Origin of the sequence: Dietzia cercidiphylli, assembly GCF_039531545.1 — a bacterium.
Taxonomy (GTDB): Bacteria; Actinomycetota; Actinomycetes; order Mycobacteriales; family Mycobacteriaceae; genus Dietzia; species Dietzia natronolimnaea.
Map to the genome: position 1 here is coordinate 58,772 of NZ_BAAAQG010000024.1, position 20,614 is coordinate 79,385.

A 20,614-nucleotide genomic window follows, 5' to 3' on the forward strand; every position below is an offset into this window, starting at 1 on the left:
CGTTAATCTACCCGACGCGCGCGCCGCCACCCAAATCGGGAGTCCCGCGGCGATGACGGGACCCCCGAACCGGCACCTCAGTTCCGGCGATCGCTCAGCGTCACCTGCACGCCGCCACCGGTCAGCCCGGCGGCGAGGTTGTAGATGAACACCGCGAGGGTCGTCAGGATGGCCAGCAGCAGGACATTGAGCAGTCCCACGCCGCCGCTGTAGAGGAAGATCGTCGACGGCCCGATCGCGGCCGCCGACTCGTCACCCGCGACCCCGGAGAGCAACCCCCCGAGCCGGTCCCACACCCCCATGCCGGAGAGCAGGAGGTAGGTGACACCGATCGCGACCATCCACACCAGGTACAGGGCGAACATCAGCCCGAGCACGGTGGTGAACGCCGACCACGGGTCGATGCGTCGCAGGACTAGCACCGACTCCATCGGCCCCCGCCGCTCCGTCGGCGGAACCATGGGGGCCGCGCGACCGGCCGCGCCACCCGAGTGCGCGGTCGCGACACCGCCGGGCAGTCCCTCGGCGCGGTGCTGGGTCGCCGCGGGGAACGACGCGGTCGCGGTCGCGTCGTCGGGGGTGGTCTCCACGGCGGGGGACTCCGCCCCGGTCGTGGAGCTGGCCGACCCGCCGAAGCCCGGCGCAGGGGTGGAACCCTTGGGTGCCGGGCCGCTCTCGGGTCCGTCGCTCGGCTCGGTCATCGCCTTCTACTCCTTGTCGGACCCGGCGTCGAGCCGGTCGTCGTCGTCGGGCTCGTCGGCGTTGCGGGCGATCGCCAGCAGCGAGTCGCCCTCGGCGAGGTTCATCAGGCGCACGCCCTTGGTCTGCCGGCCCGCTTTGCGCACCTGCTTGGCGAACGTGCGGATCACGCCACCGCTGGACGTGATGGCGTAGAGCTCGTCCTGCAACTCCACGATCGTCGCACCCACGAGCTTGCCGCGCTTGGGATCGAACATGAGCGTGAGCACGCCCTTGCCGCCCCGGCCCTGGGCCGTGTACTCGGCCAGCGCGGTGCGCTTGGAGTACCCGCGCTCGGTGGCCACCAGCAGGAAGAGCTGGTTCTCGTCCATCTCCGAACGGACCACCGACATGCTGAGCAGGGCGTCGCCGTCGTTGAACCGCATCCCCATGACACCGGACGTCGCACGGCCCATCGGGCGGAGCGTGTCGTCGTTGGCGTGGAACCGGATCGACTGTCCCTTCTCGGAGACCAGGAGGAGGTCGTCCTCGGGGCCGGCGAGGGCGGCACCGACGAGCTCGTCGCCGTCGCGGAGGTTGACGGCGATGAGACCGCCCGAGCGAGGCGAGTCGTAGTCCTCGAGACGGGACTTCTTGACCAGGCCGTTGCTGGTGGCCAGGACCAGGTACGGGGCGTCCTGGTACCCCTTGATCCGGATGACCCCGGCGATCCGCTCCTCCGGCTGGAACGCGAGGAGGTTGGCCACGTGCTGGCCCCGCGCGGTGCGGCTGGCCTCGGGCAGCTCGTAGGCCTTGACGCGGTAGACCCGGCCCTTCGTGGTGAAGAACAGCAGCCAGTCGTGCGTGGAGGAGACGAAGAAGTGCCGGACGATGTCGTCCTGCTTGAGCTCCGCACCCCGCACACCCTTGCCGCCCCGCTTCTGGGCGCGGTAGAGATCCGTGCGGGTCCGCTTGGCGTAACCCGTCTCCGTGATGGTGACGACGACGTCCTCGCGGGCGATCAGGTCCTCGTCGGTGACGTCGCCGTCGGCCGGGATGATCACGGTGCGTCGGTCGTCGCCGTACTTCTCGACGATCTCGCGGAGTTCGTCTCCGACGATCGCCCGCTGCCGCTCGGGCTTGGCCAGGATGTCCTTGTAGTCGGCGATCTCGAGCTCGATGGCGGCGAGCTGGTCCACGATCTTCTGTCGCTCCAGGGCCGCGAGGCGGCGGAGCTGCATGTCGAGGATGGCCTGGGCCTGGTCGTCGTCGATGTCGAGGAGGTCCTTGAGACCCTCGCGGGCGATGTCGACGGTCTGCGACCGACGGATGAGCGCGATGACCTCGTCGAGAGCGTCGAGCGCCTTGACCAGCCCGCGCAGGATGTGGGCCCGCCGCTCGGCCTCGTCCAGCAGGTACTGGGTGCGCCGGACGATGACCTCGATCTGATGCGTGACGTACAGCCGCACCAGCTGGTGGATCGGGAGCGTGCGCGGCACGCCGTCGACGATCGACAGCATGTTGGCGCCGAACGACGTCTGCAGCTGCGAGTGCTTGTAGAGATTGTTGAGGACGACCTTGGCCACGGCGTCGCGCTTGAGCGTGATGACGATCCGCAGGCCCACACGATCGGACGACTCGTCGTCGATCCTGGAGATGCCGGCGATCTTGCCGTCGCGCAGCTGCTCGGCGATCGACAGGATCATGTTGTCCGGGTTGACCTCGTAGGGCAGCTCGGTGATCACGATGACGGTGCGGTTGCCGTCCTCCTCGATGGAGGTCTTGCCGCGCATCCTGATCGAACCGCGCCCGGTGGTGTAGGCGTCCTTGATGCCCTGGTCCCCGACGATGAACCCGTGGGTCGGGAAGTCCGGCCCCTTGATGAAGCCCATGCAGGCGTCGAGCGCCTCGTCGTCCCCGGCGTCCGGGTTCTCCAGAACCCAGTAGACGGCCTCGGCGACCTCGCGGAGGTTGTGCGGCGGCATCTTGGTGGCCATTCCCACCGCGATGCCACTGGAGCCGTTGATCAGCAGGTTCGGTACCCGGGACGGCAGAACGACCGGTTCGGATGTCTTGCCGTCGTAGTTGGGCTGGAAATCGACCGTGTTCTTGTCGATGTCCCGGACCATCTCCATGGCGAGCGGGGTCATCTTGCACTCGGTGTAGCGCATCGCGGCCGCACCGTCGTTGCCGCGCGAACCGAAGTTCCCCTGGCCGTCGACCATCGGGTAGCGCATCGCCCACGGCTGGGCCAGACGGACCAGGGTGTCGTAGATGGCCGAGTCACCGTGCGGGTGGTAGTTGCCCATGGTGTCGGCGACGGGCTTCGCGGACTTCACGTAGCTACGGTCGGGCCGGTAGCCGTTGTCCCACATCGCGTAGAGAATGCGACGGTGGACGGGCTTGAGCCCATCCCGGACGTCCGGGAGGGCCCGCCCGACGATGACGCTCATCGAGTAGTCGATGTAGCTTCTCTGCATCTCCGCCTGGATGTCGACCGGTTCGATGCGGTCGTGTCCCCCGGCGTCGGGCGGCAACGTCGTGTCCGTCATGGGCTCCTCTTCGGTTCCTCGTCGCGCTGGCTTCTCTCGCAGACGATGTCGCGGGCACGCGCGTGCTCTGACGGCGGCCGTACGACCCGCCCAGTCTATAGGTCCTGGGGAAACGGGTTCGAGGGCACGCCTCGGGCACCCTATTATCTGCGAATGGAACAGGTCCTCGAGCGGGTGCGCCGCCGGGTCCTCCGGGCGTCACCGCTCCCGGACCCGGTCCTCGCTGACCCTGTCCGCTCGCCTGGTCTCGGGCCGCCTGGTCTCGGGCCGCCTGGTCTCGGGCCGTCTCGACGGATTGCCGTGCCCAGATGATGTGACGCACGTAACATTTCCGTCATGTCGCGCCTCCGTAGTGAACCCGGCCACCGAAACCGTCGTCTTGTGGCCGTGGCGGGAGCCTCTGTCTTTGCGCTCGTCAGCGGCCTTGCAGCCCCTGCCGGCGCGCAACCGGTGACGCAGCCGACCGCGAACCGGGACGGCGTCCAGTTCGACCAACCGGGCGGTTTCTACGACACCCGGGGCCTCGCACCCTCGTCCCCGGGCGCCGTCCTCCGTGCGCAACCGGCCGACCTACCGCTCGCGGTATCCGTCCCCGGACTGCCTCCGCTTCCCTCCCCGCTGCCGGCGGTGGCTCAGCGTGTCGTCTACCAGACCCTCGACGTCGACGGTCGACCCGTGGCCACATCCGGCGCGCTGTACGACTCGACCGCACGGTGGAACGGTCCCGGTCCACGACCCACCATCGTGATCGGGCCCGGTACGCAGGGTCAGGGCGATGCGTGTGCCCCGTCCCGGAATCTTGAGACGGCGCTCGGCGTGAACCCGCAGACCGGGGGCGCGGTGCCCTCGTATGAGCAGGCGTTCGCGCTGGTCCTGGCCGCCCAGGGCTTCCGGGTGATGGTGATCGACTACATCGGGCTCGGCACGCCCGGCGTGCACACCTATTCCGACCGGGTGGAGCAGGCCCACGCCATGCTGGACGGTGCCCGGGCCGCCCGCGCTCTGAGCGGGGACGCTCCCGTGGTGTTCTGGGGTCATTCCCAGGGTGGAGGTGCCTCCGCGGCCGCTGCCGAGCTCGCCCCCGTGTACGCCCCGGATGTCGACCTGCGGGCGGCCTACGCGTCCGCTCCCCCGGCGGATCTGCTGGCGGTGCTCGACCACATCGACGGCTCCACGCTCACCGGTGCGATCGGGTACGCCATCAACGGCATGTCCCAGCGCTTCCCCGCCGTCCAGCAGGTGGTCGACAGGCAGGTCAACGGCGCCGGTCGGGCCGCGCTCGCAGACATCGCCGGCCTGTGCACCCTCGACCTGCGCTCGGCGTACGGGATGCGCACCACCAACGAGTGGACCCACTCGGGCCGCAGCCTCGGAGAGCTGATCCGCTCCGAGCCCGAGGCCTTGCGGGTCCTCGATCACCAGCGGATCGGCCGACTCCGACCCGAGGTCCCGGTGATGGTCGCCGGGGGTGTCAACGACGACATCATCCCGCTCGGTCAGGTCGAGCAGCTCGGCCGGGACTGGTGCGACCAGGGAACGGCCGTGCACTTCCGTTATGAGACGACCCCGCCCGTCGCCGGCGTGACGCACGCCGCGGCGGCCGTGACCAACTTCCCGGCGGCCCTGGACTTCGTCACCCGCCGGCTCGCGGGAGAACCCGCGCCGAACGACTGCGGGAGCCTGTAGCCCACGGGTCGGCGGGCATCTCGCGGGCGATACCGCTGCCCTCCCTGCGAGATGCCCGCCGACCGGGGGCGCGGATCAGACGTCGAGGAAGCGGACGTCCCGCGCGTTGCGGGTGATGAAGTTGCGGCGCGCGTCGACGTCCTCGCCCATGAGGATCGAGAACAACTCGTCGGCGGCCGCGGCGTCGTCGAGCGTGACCAACCGGAGGGTGCGCACCGTCGGATCCATGGTGGTCTCCCACAGCTCCTTGGGGTTCATCTCACCGAGACCCTTGTAGCGCTGGATCCCGTCCTCGACGTTGATCTTGCGCTTCTTCTCCAGACCGATCTTGAGGAGCTCGTCGCGCTCGCGGTCCGAGTACGCGAAGTCGGGCTCGCCCTTGCCCCACTTGAGCTTGTACAGCGGCGGCTGCGCCAGGTAGACGTTCCCGTTCTCCACCAGCGGCTTCATGAACCGGAACAGGAGGGTGAGCAGGAGCGTCGAGATGTGCTGACCGTCGACGTCGGCGTCGGCCATCAACACGATCTTGTGGTAGCGCAGCTTCTCGAGATCGAACTCCTCGTGGATACCCGTGCCCAGGGCGGTGATGATCGCCTGGACCTCCGTGTTCTTGAGGACCTTGTCGATCCGGGACTTCTCGACGTTGATGATCTTCCCGCGCAGCGGCAGGATCGCCTGGAACATCGAGTCCCGACCGGACTTGGCCGAGCCGCCGGCGGAGTCGCCCTCCACGATGTACAACTCGGACTTGGCCGGGTCCTTGGAGCGACAGTCGGCCAGCTTCCCGGGGAGCCCGCCGATATCGGTCGCCGACTTGCGGCGGACCATCTCGCGGGCCTTGCGGGCGGCGACGCGGGCCTGGCTCGAGGCGATGCCCTTGTTGACGATCACCCTGGCCTCGGCCGGGTTGGCCTCGAACCAGTGACCGACGTGCTCCGAGACCTGCCGCTGGATGAAGCCCTTGACCTCGGTGTTGCCCAGCTTCGTCTTGGTCTGACCCTCGAACTGGGGGTCGGAGATCTTGGCCGAGATCACCGCGGCGAGGCCCTCGCGGATGTCGTCACCCGTGAGGTTGGGGTCCTTCTCCTTGAGCAGCTTCTTGTCGCGGGCGTACTTGTTCACCAGTGAGGTCAGCGCGGCGCGGAAGCCCTCCTCGTGGGTGCCGCCCTCATGGGTGTTGATCGTGTTGGCGAAGGTGTGGACCGACTCCGAGTACCCGGAGTTCCACTGCATCGCGACCTCGACCTCGTGGCCCGTGCCCTTGCCCTCGAAGTAGAGGATCGTCTGGTGGATCGCCGTCTTGGACTTGTTGATCGCGGTGACGTAGTCCTTGAGGCCGTCCGGGTAGTGGAAGGTGCGCTTGCGCTCACGGACCTTGACCGGCTCGGCGGGCTCGGTGGTCTCGACGGCCCCCTCGACGAAGGCCTGCTCCGCGTCCACGGCGTGCTCGATGTCCGACCCCTCGTCGGAACCGGGCGCGGAGTCGGATCCGCGACCCTCGCTGTCCGCGATCGCGTCGAGCTCCGCTGCCTGTTCCGCCCGGGACCGTCGATCGGTCAGGGTGATGGTCAGGCCCTTGTTGAGGAACGCCATCTCCTGGAGGCGACGGGCCACCACGTCGAAGTCGTACTCGGTGGACTCGAAGATCGACCCGTCAGCCCAGAAGCGGACCCTGGTGCCGGTTCCCTCGGCGGGCCCGGCGTCGACGAGCTCCTCGGGGACGGCCATGTTGAAGTTCTGCTGCCACAGGCGTCCGTCCCGCTTGATCTGCACCTCGACCCGGGTCGACAGCGCGTTGACCACCGAGATGCCCACGCCGTGGAGACCACCGGAGACCGCGTAGGAGTCGGAGTCGAACTTGCCGCCCGCGTGCAGCTGGGTCATGACGACCTGCACGGTGGGCATGCCCTGCTCGTGCATCTCGACGGGGATGCCACGGCCGTCGTCGATCACCTCGACGCCGCCGTCCTCCAGCAAGGTCACCTTGACACCGGTCGCGTGGCCGGCCATTGCCTCGTCGATCGAGTTGTCCACCACCTCCCAGATCAGGTGGTGCAGACCGCGCGTCCCTGTGGAGCCGATGTACATACCCGGACGCAGCCGGACGGCCTCGAGTCCTTCGAGAACGGTGATCGATGACGCACCGTAGTCGTTCGTGCCCTTCTTGCTGGCCTTGCTCTTGGCGTCCGCCACGTGCGAACTCCTCGCGTCTCGGGGGTCTGGGACCGGCCCAGTCTACCTGCGACAACCCGCGCGCGGCCCCCGGGCTCGCCAGGACGGGCCCGATGGCCACCCGGGTGGCTCCGCCCCTCAGCCGTAGGTGTCCCGCGGCCCACGACCGGACACGTGCAACGGGCCCTTCCGCCAACTGGGTTTCTCGGGGCCCTCGATCTTGAGGCGACGCACGTGACCCGGTCCCATGGCCGCGGCGATCTTGCGGAGGATGTCGGCCGCCACGAGCCGGAGTTGGGTCGCCCACGCGGTGCTGGAGGCGCGGACGTACAGCACGCCCTCCTCGAGTCGCTCCGGGGTGGCGTGCGCGGACATGTCCTCGCCGACGATGCGGTCCCACTCCGCGAACAGCCGACCGGTGGTGACCTTGTCGTCCCAACCCCGTCTCTTGGCGACCTGGCCGACGAGTCGCCCGAGCGGCTGGGGATCCCAGGGGTCGGCACCCGACCCGGTCCAGCCACGTTTGCGCAGCCGCTTCCCGCCTCCCACCGGACCGGTCCGCCCGCGACCGACCTGTTTGCCGTCCGCACGAGCCCGTGTGCGCGCCTCCTCGAGGGCCTGCCTCGCGATGTCATAACCGCGTTGTGGCGGGTCGGACGGTGTTATCGGATCCCTCCGCTGATCGTCGGTCACCTGTGGACCTCCCTGGTCGAGGGTGCGGTGTCGTCGTCTCCGTCGTTCTGGTCGTCGTCCATAACCTCGTCGTGACGTCCGGCGGCGCGGCGCGACACCGTGATGTCCGAGTGACGACCCGCGCCCTCCCCCGTCATCACCACGTCATGACGGACCCCCCGCAATCCGTCCGGGACGTCCTCGCCGACCGCCGCGGTCACCAAGACCTGTTCGACGCCGGTCGCCGCCGCCGCGAGGGCGGCACGGCGGTGGCGGTCGAGTTCGGCGAACACGTCGTCCAGGAGCAGGACGGGCTCGATGCCGTCCGCCCGGAAGAGTTCGAGCGATCCGAGGCGCAGGGCGAGGGCGAACGACCACGTCTCGCCGTGGCTGGCGAACCCCTTGGCGGGCTCGTCACCGAGCGACAGGACCACATCGTCCCGGTGAGGTCCGACGAGGGACATCCCCCGGTCGATCTCGTCCTGGCGTCTCCTCCCGAGCTCGGCGAGCAGGACAGCCTCGACGAGCTCGGGGTCGGCCAACTCGGACTCCTCCGGCGCGGCGCCGACCCGGAACCGGTACGCGAGATCGGCCGGACGGGACTCCGGCGCCAGACCGCGATAGGCATCGACGACCAGTGGTCGCAACTCCTCGAGCAGGAGGACGCGCCCCGCGACGATCCTCGCCCCGAGTTGGGCGAGACGACCGTCCCACACGTCGAGCGTGTCCAGGGCCGCCTCCGCCTCCTCCCCCCTCCCGCGCCGGAGAACGCCGGAGGCGGATTTGAGGAGGGCCGACCGCTGTCGGAGAACAGAGGAGTACTCGGCGAGGTCGCCCCCGTGGGCGGGCCGACGTTGGACCAGGAGCTCGTCGAGCAGTCTGCGACGCTCGGCCGGTTCCCCCCGGACCAGGGCCAGGTCCTCGGGTGCGAAGAGCACGGACTGCACCACCCCGAGGATGTCGCCGAGGCGGCGGCAGGGCGAGGTGTTGAGCCGCGCCCGGTTGGGCCGCCCCGAGTTGAGGGCCAGCTCCACGGTGAGTTCACGTCCGGCGTTGTGGGCGAGGGCGGCGATCATGGCCGTCTCCGCGCCCGTGCGGATCATCGGTGCCTCGGCTGCAACCCGGTGCGATCTCAGGGTGGCCAGCACCCCGACGGCCTCGAGGACGTTCGTCTTCCCGTGACCGTTGCGCCCCACCAGTGTGGTCACCCCGGGCTCCAGCTCCAGCTCGAGCAGAGGCCAGGATCGGAAATCCAGGAGCCTGAGGTGACGCAGGTGCATGCCGGGCGGCTTCGGGAGAGCCGGGTCAGCCCGGCAGGCGGACCGGCATGAGCAGGTAGGTGTGGTTCGAGTCGACGGGGGCGATCGCGCCGTCGGCGTCCGGGGAGGGCAGTTCCTCGGGAGCGGGGCGCAGGACCGCGGGACGGCTGGCCTGGGTGAACCCGAACGCGACGCGCGCCGAGTGCATGCTGCCGAGCCCGTCCAACAGGTAACCGGGGTTGAACGCGATGGTCAGGGGCTCACCGAGGAAGTCGACGGGGAGGGTCTCCGAGGCCTGGGCCGCGTCATCCCCGCCCGCGGAGAGCGCCAACTCGCCGTCGGAGAACGTCATCCGGACCTGCACTCCCCGGTCCGCGACCAGCGCGACGCGCTTGATGGCCTGCACCAGCGCGTCGACCTGGACGACCGCCATCGAGGTGTGTTGGGTCGGCAGCAGCTGGCGGACCTTGGGGAACTCGGCGTCGAGGAGCCGCGTCGTGGTGCGCTGCCCGGAGACCAGCACGCCCATGATGCCGTCCGCCCCGACCTCCGAGCCCGCGCCCAGGCTGAGGTCGACACGCCCACCCTGGCCCGCCGACCGGGTCACGTCGGACAACGTCTTGGCCGGGATCAGGACCTCCACGGCCACGTCCTCGCGAGCGGGTTCCCACTCCAGATCGCGGATGGCCAGGCGGAACCGGTCGGTCGCGATGAGGGTGACCCGGGGTCCCTCGATCTCCATCCGGATGCCGGTGAGCATCGGGAGCGTGTCGTCCTTGCCGGCCGCCACGGCGACCTGGGCCACGGCCTCGGAGAACGCGTCGACCGCGGCCGATCCGGTCACCCCGGGCATCGCCGGCAGCTGCGGGTAGTCCTCGACCGGCATCGTGGGCAGGGTGAACTTGGCGGTGCCGCAGTTGATGTACATCTTCTGGGCGCTCACCGTGACCTCGACCGGACGGTCCGGGAGCGCGCGGGCGATGTCGGCTAACAACCGACCGGACACCAGGGTGCTCCCCGGCTCGGACACCTCGGCCGGGACGGAGACCTGCGCGGAGGTCTCGTAGTCGAAACCCGAGATGGTCAGACCGGAGTCCGCCTCGAGGAGAACCCCGCCGAGGATCGGGACCGACGGTCGAGACGGAAGGGTCCGCGCCACCCAGGCCACCGAATCGGCGAAGTCCTCGCGGGTGACGCGGAACGTCGGATCCGTGATCTCCATCGGTGACCTCTTTCTGGGCGGGGCGCGTACCGCCGGTATCTGGACGAGTGGTCTGTTCGCGGCTGCGGTCTCGGGCGTTCTCTGGCGTCCGACGGGGTCCGCCGGATCATCTCCATGAGAGTAACCGCTCCCGCCGACAGCGGGAACACGGAGTCCTGTAACCCGGTCAAGCAGGCTCGCCGTTCCACATACCTACTTCTTACAAGAACTCTCTAGAGAGATAAGTAGTAGTAGTAGGTCCTGTGAAATTGTGAGCCGACGCCTGTCTACGCAGTTCAGGGTGCGATTGTGGCTGTGGACCGAATCGGCTCATCCTGTGACTTGCGAGCGGCGCGGGTGGAATCACAGATTTCGGTCCACCGTCTGTCCACCGCCGGTCCACAGGAACCCACAGAGTTGTCCACAGGTGTGAAGGGTGTGGCACATGGTATGAGGGGGGTCACATTTACATGTCGGAACGGTCACACGACTCCGCCTCTCGAGAACCGGGGGTGGTCCGTGGGGCGGGCGTGTGCGGCGCCGGGCCACTCGGGGGGCGGCCCGACGAGGAGCCACGCGGAACCGAGCGGTCCGGCCCGACGAGGGCACGGACGAAGGCATCGGCGAGCGCACGGACGAGCCGCCGCAGGAGCAGCAGAGGGATCGCGTGGGTGTGCGGCCGGGGGGACGGGTCGGAGAGCCGTCAGAGAGACCGCGAGCGTTCCTTGATCCGGGCGGTGAGCTCCTGGATCTGGTCGTACATGCGCCGGTCGTCCTTGATCTCCTTGAGGATCTTCCGCTGGGCGTACATGACCGTGGTGTGGTCCTTGCCGCCGAAGGTGACGCCGATCTTGGGTAGCGAGAGGTCCGTGAGCTCTCGACAGAGGTACATCGCGATCTGGCGGGCGCGGGAGAGAGACCGGGTCTTCGACGTCCCGCAGAGCTCGTCGATGCTGGTGGAGAAGAACTCCGCGGTCACCGCCATGATCGTCGCGGCCGAGATCTGGAGGGAATCGTCGTCCGAGACCACGTCGCGCAGGACCACCTCGGCCAACGGGACGTCGATCTCGTGTCCGTTGAGGGAGGCGAACGCGACGACCCTGATCAGCGCACCCTCGAGCTCGCGGATGTTGCGCTGCACGCGTGTGGCGATCAGCTCCAGGACATCGCGGGGGACCACGTAGTTCTCCGACTTGGCCTTCTTGTCGATGATCGCGATTCGCGTCTCGAGCTCGGGCGGCTGGATGTCCGTGATGAGACCCCACTCGAAGCGGGTACGCAGCCTGTCCTCGAGGGGCTGGAGCTGCTTGGGGGGCCGATCGGAGGAGATGACGATCTGCTTCTGGGCGTTGTGGATCGTGTTGAAGGTGTGGAAGAACTCCTCCTGCACCTGCTCCTTGCCGATGAGGAACTGGATGTCGTCGACCAGGAGGATGTCGGCCTCGCGGTACCGCTTCTTGAACATGTTCTGGCGGCCGTCGCGGACGGAGTTGATGAAGTCGTTGGTGAACTCCTCGGTCGAGACGTACTTGACCTTCTGTTCGGAGTACATCCTCAGGGAGTAGTGCCCGATCGCGTGGAGCAGGTGTGTCTTGCCGAGCCCCGACTCGCCCCAGATGAACAGCGGGTTGTAGGCGCGCGCCGGGGCCTCCGCGACCGCGAGCGCCGCCGCTCGGGCGAACCGGTTGGAGTTCCCCTGGACGAACGCGCTGAACGTGTACCGCTCGTTGAGTCCAGGCGCGGTCGCCGCCGACAGGGCCTCGTCGCGGTCGCTGCCGTGCAGCAGTCGTTCGGCCGCGATCTGCTCCTCGGTCATGCGGACCGGGCGCGAGGTGGCCGGTGGATGGGAGGCCTCCGGCTCGGGTCGGTGTATCTCGTCGACGTCGATCCGGGGATCGTCGGCATCGGAGTGGTGGTGCCGGCCGGCGAGGGAGGTGTCGACCTTGACCGCCAGATCGACGGGCTCCCCGAGTTGGGAACTGAGCGCGCGGGTGATCGGCCCGCGCAGGATCGACTCGATGTTGTCCCGGGCGAACGCGGACGGCGCGGCGAGCATCGCGAACCCGTTGACCACGGCGATCGGTTGGACGAGACGCAACCAGGCCTGCTGCTGGCGGGACAACGCGGGATTGTCGTCGCTGGCCAGAGACGGGTCGGTCAGCTTGTCGAGGACCGCGCTCCACACGTGTTCGAGGTCAGGAGACACGGTGGGCGGTCTCCTCTCGTCGGTGTGAAGCGGTTCCGGGTGGCCGACCCTCTCGGCCCGGCCGGGCACCACACTCTATCCACAGGCTCCGACCCAGGTCCAACGCGGTATCCACATGGTTGTCCACAGCTGTGGAAGATAGACCGGCCCCGCGGTGGCGGGTTCGGTCTCCAGTGCGTGAGGGTGGGGTCTGCTGCGTCGTGATTACGTTAGGCGGCCCGGGTGGGGCTCGATGATGAATGACCGTAACAACACCGTGAACTCGTGGGCAACCCTCAAGATCAACTGGAGGGCGGATGTCAAGCATCCGGCGTCCCGGCGTGTTGCCGTGGCCTGCAGGGTGGTACCGATGGTGCGGATGTGATTACACGGTTTGGTGGCGAGGCCATCGTGCGCGTAATCTTGAGCAGTCTGTCGCGCGCCCGTGAGGCGTGCGGCGCGTCGTGGTACCGCCCGTCAGTGGTGTTTCGACGACATCAGGAACTCGATCGGGCGCACGAGTGGCGCCTACTTCACGTGAGGAGCCAATCATGGCCAAGGGCAAGCGGACTTACCAGCCGAACAACCGTCGTCGTGCCAAGGTGCACGGCTTCCGTCTCCGGATGCGCACGCGCGCCGGACGCGGCATCGTCGGCGCTCGCCGCCGTAAGGGCCGCGCCTCGTTGACGGCCTGATCCGGGCCGGGGTGGCGGGTGCTTCCCAGGACCCACCGGCTCCACCGTTCCGCTGACTTCGCGGCGGTGGTGCGGAGGGGTGCGAGGAAGGGCCGCCGGACGATGGTCGTACACGCCCACGTGGACTCTTCGGACGTCCGCGTGGGCGGTCCTCGTTTCGGCCTGGTCGTCAGCAAAGCCGTCGGTGACTCGGTGACCCGCCACCGTGTCAGCCGGCGGCTTCGTCATATCGCCGCCGAGTTGCTGGCGGAGCTCGATCCCGATCTCCTGATCGTGGTCAGGGCCAATCCGGCCTCTGCGGCGGCCTCCCATGACGATCTGGTCCGCGATATGCGTTCCGGTCTGTCCTCCGCGGTGCCGCGTGCTCGTGAGGAGCGGTCATGACCGAGGGCCGCCACGGCCCCGTGGCCCGGGTCCTTCTGTGGATGCTCGACTTCTACCAGAAGGGGATCTCGCCCCTGACCCCACCGAGCTGTCGGTTCGAACCCACCTGCAGCAGTTACGCGGTCGAGGCCGTTCGAGTGCACGGCGCCTGGTACGGGACGTGGCTCTCGGTGTGGCGGTTGTTGAGGTGTGGTCCCTGGACTCCCGGCGGGTGGGATCCGGTCCCGGAATCCCGTTCCTCCGAGCCCCGCGCCCCCGACGATCCCGCGGATCATCCCCACGAGCATCCCGACAACTCCGAACGAAGCTAGGACTCCACCACCGATGTCGTTCATCACCGACCCTCTGGTCTACTACCCGATCTCCGGGATCCTCTGGTTCTGGCACAAGATCTTCGCGTTCCTCGGGGGCTTTCTTCCCTGGGTGGAGTCACCCGACTCCAACGGCGCCATCTGGGCGCTCTCCGTGATCTTCCTCGTGGTCACCCTCCGCATCCTGCTGTTCTGGCCGGCGGCCAAGCAGATCCGCTTCTCGCGGAAGATGCAGGAGATGCAGCCGCGGATGAAGGAGCTGCAGAAGCGGTACAAGAACGATCGCGAGAAGCTCGCCACCGAGACGCGCAAGCTCCAGAAGTCCGAGGGGTTCAATCCGGTCCTCGGTTGTCTGCCGATGTTCATCCAGATCCCCGTCTTCCTGGGTCTGTTCCATGTGCTCCGGTCCTTCAACCGGATGGGCAACAACTTCGGTGCGCTCGGTATGAGCGCGGAGGAGACGCGGAACACCGGCAACTACGTCTTCAACGCGGACGAGGTCCAGAGCTTCCTGGACGCGCGGCTGTTCGGCGCTCCCCTGTCGTCGTTCATCTCCCAGCCGATCGAGCAGTTCCAGGCGTTCGTCGACCCCGGGGCGGCACTGGACTTCGAGCGCTGGAACATCATCATCGTGGCCATCCCGCTGATGATCGTCTCGGCGGTCACCACGCACCTCAACGCCAGGATCTCGCTGTCCCGCCAGTCGCCTGAGGCCGCGGCCAACCCGCAGGCCAAGATCATGAACCAGTTGATGCTGTGGGCCTTCCCCATCGGCATCCTGGTCACCGGCGCGTTCTGGCCGATGGCGATCCTCGTCTACATGGTCACCAACAACCTGTGGACCCTCGGCCAGCAGTACTACCTCTTCGAGAAGATGGCCAAGGAGGACGACGTGGCCGCCCTCAAGCGCCGTGAGGAGCAGAAGTCCCTCGCCCCGAGGGTCGGCGTGAAGCCCGTCAACCCCAAGAGGGGCCGGGGTGCCCCGACAGGTACCGCCGTGGCCTCCCAGGAGACGGTGGCCGGTGTGACGTCGGATGACGACGACGACCCGGACGCCGCCCCGGCGGTCGCTCCCGCGCCCTCTCCGGGCGCGGCTCCTCGGCCGGGTCAGAGACCACAGCAGCCGGGCGGTCAACGGACGCGCCCCGCACAGAAGAGCGGCGGGGGAAGCGGTAAGGGCAAGAAGAAGAAGCGTAAACGCTGACCGCAGGTCAGTCAGACCACCGACAAGGTCCCCGATGCCCCGGCATCGGGGACCTTGTCCCATACTTGGGGTGAGTACTCGCCGGCCAGGACGGGCGCGGCGATCGGCGGCGATGACGGAGGCAGATCCATGTCGAAGAAGAACATCGAGGTGTCGGAGGAGCGTCTTGTCGAGGAGGGCGAGGTGGCCGGTGACTACCTCGAGCAGCTCTTGGACATCCTGGACTTCGACGGGGACATAGATCTGGATGTCGAGGGCGATCGTGCGATCGTCAGCATCGACGGGAGCGAGGATCTGGATCGCCTCGTGGGTTCCGACGGTGCGGTTCTCGACGCCGTGCAGGAACTGACCCGGTTGGCCGTTCAGCAGGAGCTGGGAGATCGCAGCCGGTTGATGTTGGACATCTCCGGGTGGCGCGCTGCCAAACGCGAGGCGTTGACCGAGGCCGGTCGGGTGGCCGCACTGCGGGTGCTCGAGTCCGGCGAACCCGAGGAGCTCGAGCCGATGACCCCGTTCGAGCGGAAGGTCATCCACGATGCGATAGCGGAGATAGAGGGAGTGTCCTCGGACTCGACCGGGGCCGAGCCGAATCGGCGGGTCGTGGTCCTGCCGACCTGACCGAGCTGCCGGACTGACCGAGCCGGTTCGAGTGCCGGACAGCGAGACTAACGGGGGCGCGGGCGTGGAGCCCGCGCCCCCGGCGTCATGTAGGGGTTGAGCGTGGTGCGGACACGGCTACTTACATCGATGTTATTCGGGGGATGTTTCACGTGAAACCAGAGGCGATTCGCGCCGGAAGAGGACGACGGTGACATGAACGAGGACACAGGGCACGAAACGACACGTGACGAGGTCGATGCGTCCACAAGCGATGACGCCCGGGACGATACGAGTGAGACGTCAATGGTCGAGACTCCCCCGGAACCTCCCGCCGGCGCGGGTTCAGTGTTCGGCGACCGTCTCCCCCTCGCGGCCAGGTACGTGGAGATCCTCGCGACCGCCGGTCTGGAGCGGGGGCTGATGGGACCACGCGAGCGCCCGCGGCTGTGGGACCGACATGTACTCAACAGTGCGGCGGCCGCCGTCGGGTTCATGGAGAACGAGTCGGTGGTCGACATCGGCAGCGGCGCCGGCCTACCGGGCATCCCGCTCGCGCTCGCCCGACCCGATCTCCGCATCACTCTGGTCGAGCCCCTCCTCCGTCGGTCGACCTTTCTGCTCGAGGTGGTCGACCAACTGGGACTGGATGTTCGTGTGGTGCGCGGTCGTGCCGAGGAGAAGGGCGTGATCGCAGACGCCGGCGGTGCTGACGTGGTGACGTCGCGGGCCGTCGCTCCGCTCTCGCGGCTCGCCGGATGGTCTGCGCCGTTGCTCAGACCGGGTGGTCGGATGGTGGCGCTGAAGGGTGCCTCCGCCGCGGACGAGATCGAACGAGACGAGCGGGCCCTCCGGAAACTGGGCTTTGATGGTGCGCGCGTCGAGGTCGTGTCCGCGCCGGATGCGGAGGAGACGAGGCTCGTCATTGCGACGCTCGCGACTAGAGTGGGTAGCCGTGGCTCCCGCTCTCGCGCACGCGGTTCACGGCATCGGTGATGTCCGTCGGAATCGCAGCGGGCGATGTCGGTTTCACGTGAAACACTGGCGGCAGGGGCATCGGGACGATGCGCTGAGTTGCTCTGACAGGTAGTTGAAAGGTGACGGATGTCCGAAGACGAGACCCCGATCTTCGCGGCCGCACGGCAGGCGAACGAGGTACTCCACGGCGACGCCCCCGCGTTGCCGAGGCCCCCGCATCCGCGGATCATCACCATCGCCAATCAGAAGGGTGGGGTGGGTAAGACCACCTCGACGGTCAATCTTGCGGCGTCTCTCGCCCTCGGTGGTCTCGGTGTCCTGGTGATCGATATGGACCCGCAGGGCAACGCCAGCACCGCGCTCGGAGTGGATCACCGGGAGGGAACCCCGTCGAGCTACGAGCTCCTCATGTGGGAACACGCCCTGGAAGACCTCATGCAGAGCAGTCCCCATGCCGAGCGTCTGTTCTGTATCCCGGCGACGATCGATCTCGCGGGATCCGAGATCGAATTGGTGGGCCTCGACCACCGGGAGCATCGGCTCGCCGAGGTGCTCAACAGCGAGGACCTCGTGTCGTTGGGCATTGACTATGTCCTGATCGACTGTCCCCCCTCGTTGGGACTGCTCACGGTGAACGCGATGGTGGCGGCGAGTGAGGTGCTGATCCCTATCCAGTGCGAGTACTACGCGCTCGAAGGGGTCGGCCAGTTGCTGCGCAATGTCGAGTTGATCCAGCAGCACCTCAACCGGTCGTTGGAGATATCCACCATCATGCTGACGATGTACGACGGACGGACCAAGCTCGCAGAGCAGGTCGCCGGCGAGGTCCGTACCCACTTCGGTGACACGGTGCTCCGTACCGTCATCCCGAGGAGCGTCAAGGTGTCGGAGGCTCCCGGGTACGGGATGACCATCCTCCAGTACGACGCCGGATCCCGCGGCGCTCTCGCGTACCTGGACGCGGCGAAGGAGCTCAACAGCCGCGCGGATCGTCTGCACTCACACGTGGAGGACGGCCGCGTGTCCACCGGCACGGAGGAGAGTCGATGAGTCAGCAACGCAGGGGTGGTCTCGGCCGGGGGCTCGCCGCCCTGATCCCCACGGGGCCGGACGAGGGTCCACGTCTGGGCAGTGATGCAGCCGACGTGATCCTGGGTCCGAGGGGCGGTGGTCCGCGGACCACTCCCCCCAGGCCGAGGTCCAGCGGTCCGGGGACGTCGGCAGCGAGCAACGTCTCCGTCGACGACGCCTATCGGACACCCCGTCCGGACGGTGCGAGGGACGACGATGTTTCACGTGAAACCGACGACCTCGTGGATCCCGGCGCGGTGTATCGCGAGATCCCTCCGTCGGCGATCGAGCCGAACCCGAAACAGCCCCGAACCCATTTCGACGAAGAGGCGCTGGCCGAGCTGGCTCACTCCGTCAAAGAGTTCGGGCTCCTCCAGCCGATCGTCGTCCGTGAGATCGCGGCCGGCCGATATCAGCTCATCATGGGCGAGCGACGCTGGCGCGCGAGCCAACGGGCCGAGCTCCCGACGGTCCCGGCGATCGTGCGGCAGACCGACGACGAGGATCTCCTCCGGGACGCGCTTCTCGAGAACATCCATCGGGTCCAGCTCAATCCCCTCGAGGAGGCGGCGGCGTACCAACAGCTCCTTGAGGAGTTCGACGTGACGCAGGCCGAGCTCGCGACCCGGATCGGTCGGTCGCGTCCGGCCATCACCAACAGCATCCGTCTGCTCCAGTTGCCGACCGCTGTCCAGCGCCGAGTGGCGGCCGGTGTGCTGTCCGCCGGCCATGCCCGAGCACTGCTGGGCCTCGAGGCCGGGGCGCCCGCCCAGGACGAGCTCGCAGCGCGAATCGTGGCGGAGGGCCTGTCGGTCCGGGCCACGGAGGAGATCGTCACACTGTTGAACCGGGAGGGCGACGGTACGGCGTCGAGGCCCTCCCCCGCGCCACAGGGTCGCCGACGGGATCCTGAGTTGGAGGCGGTGGCGGGTCGACTGTCCGATCGCTTCGAGACGTCGGTGTCGGTCACCATGGGGCGGCGAAAGGGGCGCATCACGATCGACGTGGGCGACGCCGATGACCTGAACCGGGTCCTGACGCTACTCGAGGGCGGGACGCCCGGATCGCCGCGATGAACTCGATCCGGCCGCTCGACCTCTCCGCCGTGGACCAGCTAGGGCCCCGGGCTCGCAAATGTGTGTACTGGCAGACTGACGGGCAGGTCGGCCAGGACGAGCCGGGGGATCCCGAGTTCGAGAAGGAGGCGTGGATCTCCCACGTGTCCCTGGAATGGGGTGTGTGTGGTCAGATAGCCAGCTATGGTGACCGCTCGACCGGGGCGGCGTTCTACGCGCCCCCCGGGATGGTGCCGCGTGCGGCCTGCTTCCCGACCTCCCCGGTGGGCTCGGACGCCATCCTCCTGGCGGGGTTGAGCATCGAGCACGGGGCGCCCGGCGGTGCGCTGACCTCGCTCCTCGATGCGGTGGTGGTGGATCTGCGCCGACGCGGAATCAAGGCGATTGAGGCCTTCGGGGTGACGTCCGGGGACACCGGGGACGTACTGTCACGTGACACGTGTGGTTCGGAGTCGTGCATCGCTCCGACCGGCTTCCTCGTGGAGCACGGGTTCACCGTCGTGGCCGAGCACGAGACCCATCCGAGACTCCGACTCGATATCGAGAGTGAGCATCTCTGGAAGGCCGACGTCGAGAGGGCGCTCGATCAGCTCTTCGCGGAGCGGGGATTCGCCACCAGGAGGCTGGGGGTGTTGTCCGGGGCGACCGCCCGGCACACGGTGGACCCGCGGGCGGGACGTCAGTCCCGCTGACGCTGTTCGTAGTCGATCAGCTCGTTGACGGACATCGACCCGGTGGGGTGATCGTCCTCGTCGAGTAGGTAGAGGCGCTTCACCCCCACGAGGATGGAGTCGATGATGGTGTCCTGTGCGGTGCGGTCCCCGAGGATGGAGAGATCGCGGGGATTGTAGGCGTACCCCAGGACGATCTGGATGGACGGCATCCGGGTCATCCGGAGAAGGGGCCAGCTCCGCCCGTGGGTGCGACAGTCGCGGAGACTGGTGCGACTGACGATCTCGCGCTGGATGAACCCGGACAGCGCCTCCCCGAGCATCGACTCGGCACCCAGGGAGTTGCCGAAGTAGAAGGTGGCGACACCGTTGCCCACCGGGTTGGGATGCCGGTCCAGGCGGAGCGAGATCATGAGATCGGCGTTGAAGGCGTTCGCGATCTCGGCGCGCTCGGGGTCGGTCGGGATCATCGCCTCCGGCCGGGAGAGGAAGACCTCGACCCCCGCCTGGTTCATCCGCTCGGACAACCGCCGGGTGATGTCCCAGAGCAGCTCGGCATCCGTGATGGTTCCGTGCGGGGTGTCCATGCGGATCGGGTTCTCCGAACCGCTGGGGCCGGGGTCCAGGACGATCCGCTTGCCGGCGAGCATCGGGCCGGAGGTCCGCGCCCGCTCGCGCTCGACCAGCGAGGAGACGTCCCCACCCTTGAACAGGGTGGAGAACCTGTTCAGGGTGTCCAGGGTCTCGGCTCCCACGACGCCGTCCGCGGGCAGGCCGCAGTCCCGCTGGAAGTCCGTCGCCGCGGCATGGGTGAGGGGACCGAAGGTGCCGTCGACCAGTCCCGCGTAGAAACCGAGTTCCCCGAGCCGACGCTGGAACTGCGCCACGTCGTCTCCCGCCATGGGCCTGGAGACGATGTAGCTGAGATCGCGGGTCCCGAGGACGTGGGTGGCGTCATGGAGCGCCGCCTGGGTCGACGGACCCACGATGCCGTCCGAGATGAGCCCACGGGCCTGCTGGAAGGCCAGGACGGCCGTCTCCAGGTCGGCGTCGAACACGGCGTCGGTCCGGGCCAGGATCGATCCGGTCTGGGGTTCGGTGACCCCGACGGACTCGATGTTGTGCAACAGGCCCATTCCCGCGAGGGTCGCCCGGATCGAGGCCACCTCGGGCCCACGGTCACCGCGTCGCCACGCCATGGTTCTCCTCCGCTCCACTCGAC

Annotated in this window: 18 protein-coding genes; 10 read left to right on the forward strand and 8 right to left on the reverse strand. The window is 68.1% G+C overall.

Annotated elements, in window-relative coordinates; all coding sequences use genetic code 11:
- Positions 1-77: 77 nt before the first annotated feature.
- Both ABD250_RS17045 and gyrA read right to left on the reverse strand, forming a co-directional pair.
- Positions 78-701, reverse strand: a complete 624-nt coding sequence (locus tag ABD250_RS17045) for a DUF3566 domain-containing protein (protein WP_179524016.1) — start codon at positions 699-701, stop codon at positions 78-80.
- Positions 702-707: 6 nt separating this feature from the next.
- Positions 708-3,230 carry a DNA gyrase subunit A gene (gyrA, locus tag ABD250_RS17050; RefSeq protein ID WP_182658032.1) on the reverse strand — a complete coding sequence of 841 codons (2,523 nt, stop codon included), beginning with the start codon at positions 3,228-3,230 and terminating at the stop codon, positions 708-710.
- Between the two features lie 450 nt (positions 3,231-3,680).
- Between gyrA and ABD250_RS17055 the strand changes: the two genes are divergently transcribed.
- A complete protein-coding gene (locus ABD250_RS17055) occupies positions 3,681-4,916 on the forward strand; it encodes an alpha/beta fold hydrolase (protein ID WP_338404137.1) in 1,236 nt (411 codons plus the stop codon).
- A 75-nt stretch (positions 4,917-4,991) separates the two neighbouring features.
- Here ABD250_RS17055 and gyrB read toward each other — a convergent pair whose 3' ends face one another.
- From gyrB to dnaA, 5 genes are all read right to left on the reverse strand, one after another.
- On the reverse strand, positions 4,992-7,109 hold the full coding sequence (gyrB, locus tag ABD250_RS17060; RefSeq protein ID WP_179524014.1) for a DNA topoisomerase (ATP-hydrolyzing) subunit B: 2,118 nt from the start codon (positions 7,107-7,109) through the stop codon (positions 4,992-4,994).
- 117 nt (positions 7,110-7,226) lie between these two features.
- A complete protein-coding gene (locus ABD250_RS17065) occupies positions 7,227-7,781 on the reverse strand; it encodes a DciA family protein (protein WP_179524013.1) in 555 nt (184 codons plus the stop codon).
- Positions 7,778-9,040, reverse strand: coding sequence for a DNA replication/repair protein RecF (gene recF, locus ABD250_RS17070; protein WP_182609573.1), 1,263 nt, complete (start codon positions 9,038-9,040; stop codon positions 7,778-7,780). Before recF ends, ABD250_RS17065 begins: the two co-directional genes overlap by 4 nt.
- Positions 9,041-9,065: 25 nt before the next feature.
- Entirely contained in the window at positions 9,066-10,241 is a 1,176-nt protein-coding gene (gene dnaN / locus ABD250_RS17075; RefSeq protein WP_182609574.1) for a DNA polymerase III subunit beta, read from the reverse strand.
- Between the two features lie 682 nt (positions 10,242-10,923).
- On the reverse strand, positions 10,924-12,426 hold the full coding sequence (gene dnaA / locus ABD250_RS17080) for a chromosomal replication initiator protein DnaA (RefSeq protein WP_179524011.1): 1,503 nt from the start codon (positions 12,424-12,426) through the stop codon (positions 10,924-10,926).
- Positions 12,427-12,956: 530 nt separating this feature from the next.
- Here dnaA and rpmH point away from each other — a divergent pair.
- From rpmH to ABD250_RS17125, 9 genes are all read left to right on the forward strand, one after another.
- Positions 12,957-13,100: a 50S ribosomal protein L34 gene (gene rpmH, locus ABD250_RS17085; RefSeq protein ID WP_179524010.1), complete on the forward strand. Its 144-nt coding sequence runs from the start codon at positions 12,957-12,959 to the stop codon at positions 13,098-13,100.
- A gap of 18 nt (positions 13,101-13,118) precedes the next feature.
- Positions 13,119-13,484 carry a ribonuclease P protein component gene (gene rnpA / locus ABD250_RS17090; protein WP_182609575.1) on the forward strand — a complete coding sequence of 122 codons (366 nt, stop codon included), beginning with the start codon at positions 13,119-13,121 and terminating at the stop codon, positions 13,482-13,484.
- Positions 13,481-13,795, forward strand: coding sequence for a membrane protein insertion efficiency factor YidD (gene yidD, locus ABD250_RS17095; protein WP_182609576.1), 315 nt, complete (start codon positions 13,481-13,483; stop codon positions 13,793-13,795). Before rnpA ends, yidD begins: the two co-directional genes overlap by 4 nt.
- 13 nt (positions 13,796-13,808) lie before the next feature.
- On the forward strand, positions 13,809-14,999 hold the full coding sequence (gene yidC, locus ABD250_RS17100; protein WP_182609577.1) for a membrane protein insertase YidC: 1,191 nt from the start codon (positions 13,809-13,811) through the stop codon (positions 14,997-14,999).
- Positions 15,000-15,128: 129 nt separating this feature from the next.
- On the forward strand, positions 15,129-15,617 hold the full coding sequence (locus ABD250_RS17105) for a Jag family protein (RefSeq protein WP_179524006.1): 489 nt from the start codon (positions 15,129-15,131) through the stop codon (positions 15,615-15,617).
- Positions 15,618-15,902: 285 nt separating this feature from the next.
- The gene (rsmG, locus tag ABD250_RS17110) at positions 15,903-16,592 is read left to right on the forward strand and encodes a 16S rRNA (guanine(527)-N(7))-methyltransferase RsmG (protein ID WP_241730504.1); all 690 of its coding nucleotides are present in this window, start codon (positions 15,903-15,905) and stop codon (positions 16,590-16,592) included.
- A 108-nt stretch (positions 16,593-16,700) separates the two neighbouring features.
- Positions 16,701-17,624 (forward strand): ParA family protein, encoded by a 924-nt coding sequence (locus tag ABD250_RS17115; RefSeq protein WP_182609579.1) that lies wholly within the window; start codon positions 16,701-16,703, stop codon positions 17,622-17,624.
- Positions 17,621-18,721, forward strand: a complete 1,101-nt coding sequence (locus ABD250_RS17120; protein WP_182640458.1) for a ParB/RepB/Spo0J family partition protein — start codon at positions 17,621-17,623, stop codon at positions 18,719-18,721. Before ABD250_RS17115 ends, ABD250_RS17120 begins: the two co-directional genes overlap by 4 nt.
- Positions 18,718-19,413, forward strand: coding sequence for a hypothetical protein (locus tag ABD250_RS17125; RefSeq protein ID WP_182609581.1), 696 nt, complete (start codon positions 18,718-18,720; stop codon positions 19,411-19,413). The genes ABD250_RS17120 and ABD250_RS17125 overlap by 4 nt, the downstream gene beginning before the upstream one ends.
- Here ABD250_RS17125 and ABD250_RS17130 read toward each other — a convergent pair.
- The gene (locus ABD250_RS17130) at positions 19,401-20,591 is read right to left on the reverse strand and encodes an N-acetylmuramoyl-L-alanine amidase (RefSeq protein WP_179524001.1); all 1,191 of its coding nucleotides are present in this window, start codon (positions 20,589-20,591) and stop codon (positions 19,401-19,403) included. The genes ABD250_RS17125 and ABD250_RS17130 overlap by 13 nt on opposite strands.
- Between the last annotated feature and the right edge of the window lie 23 nt (positions 20,592-20,614).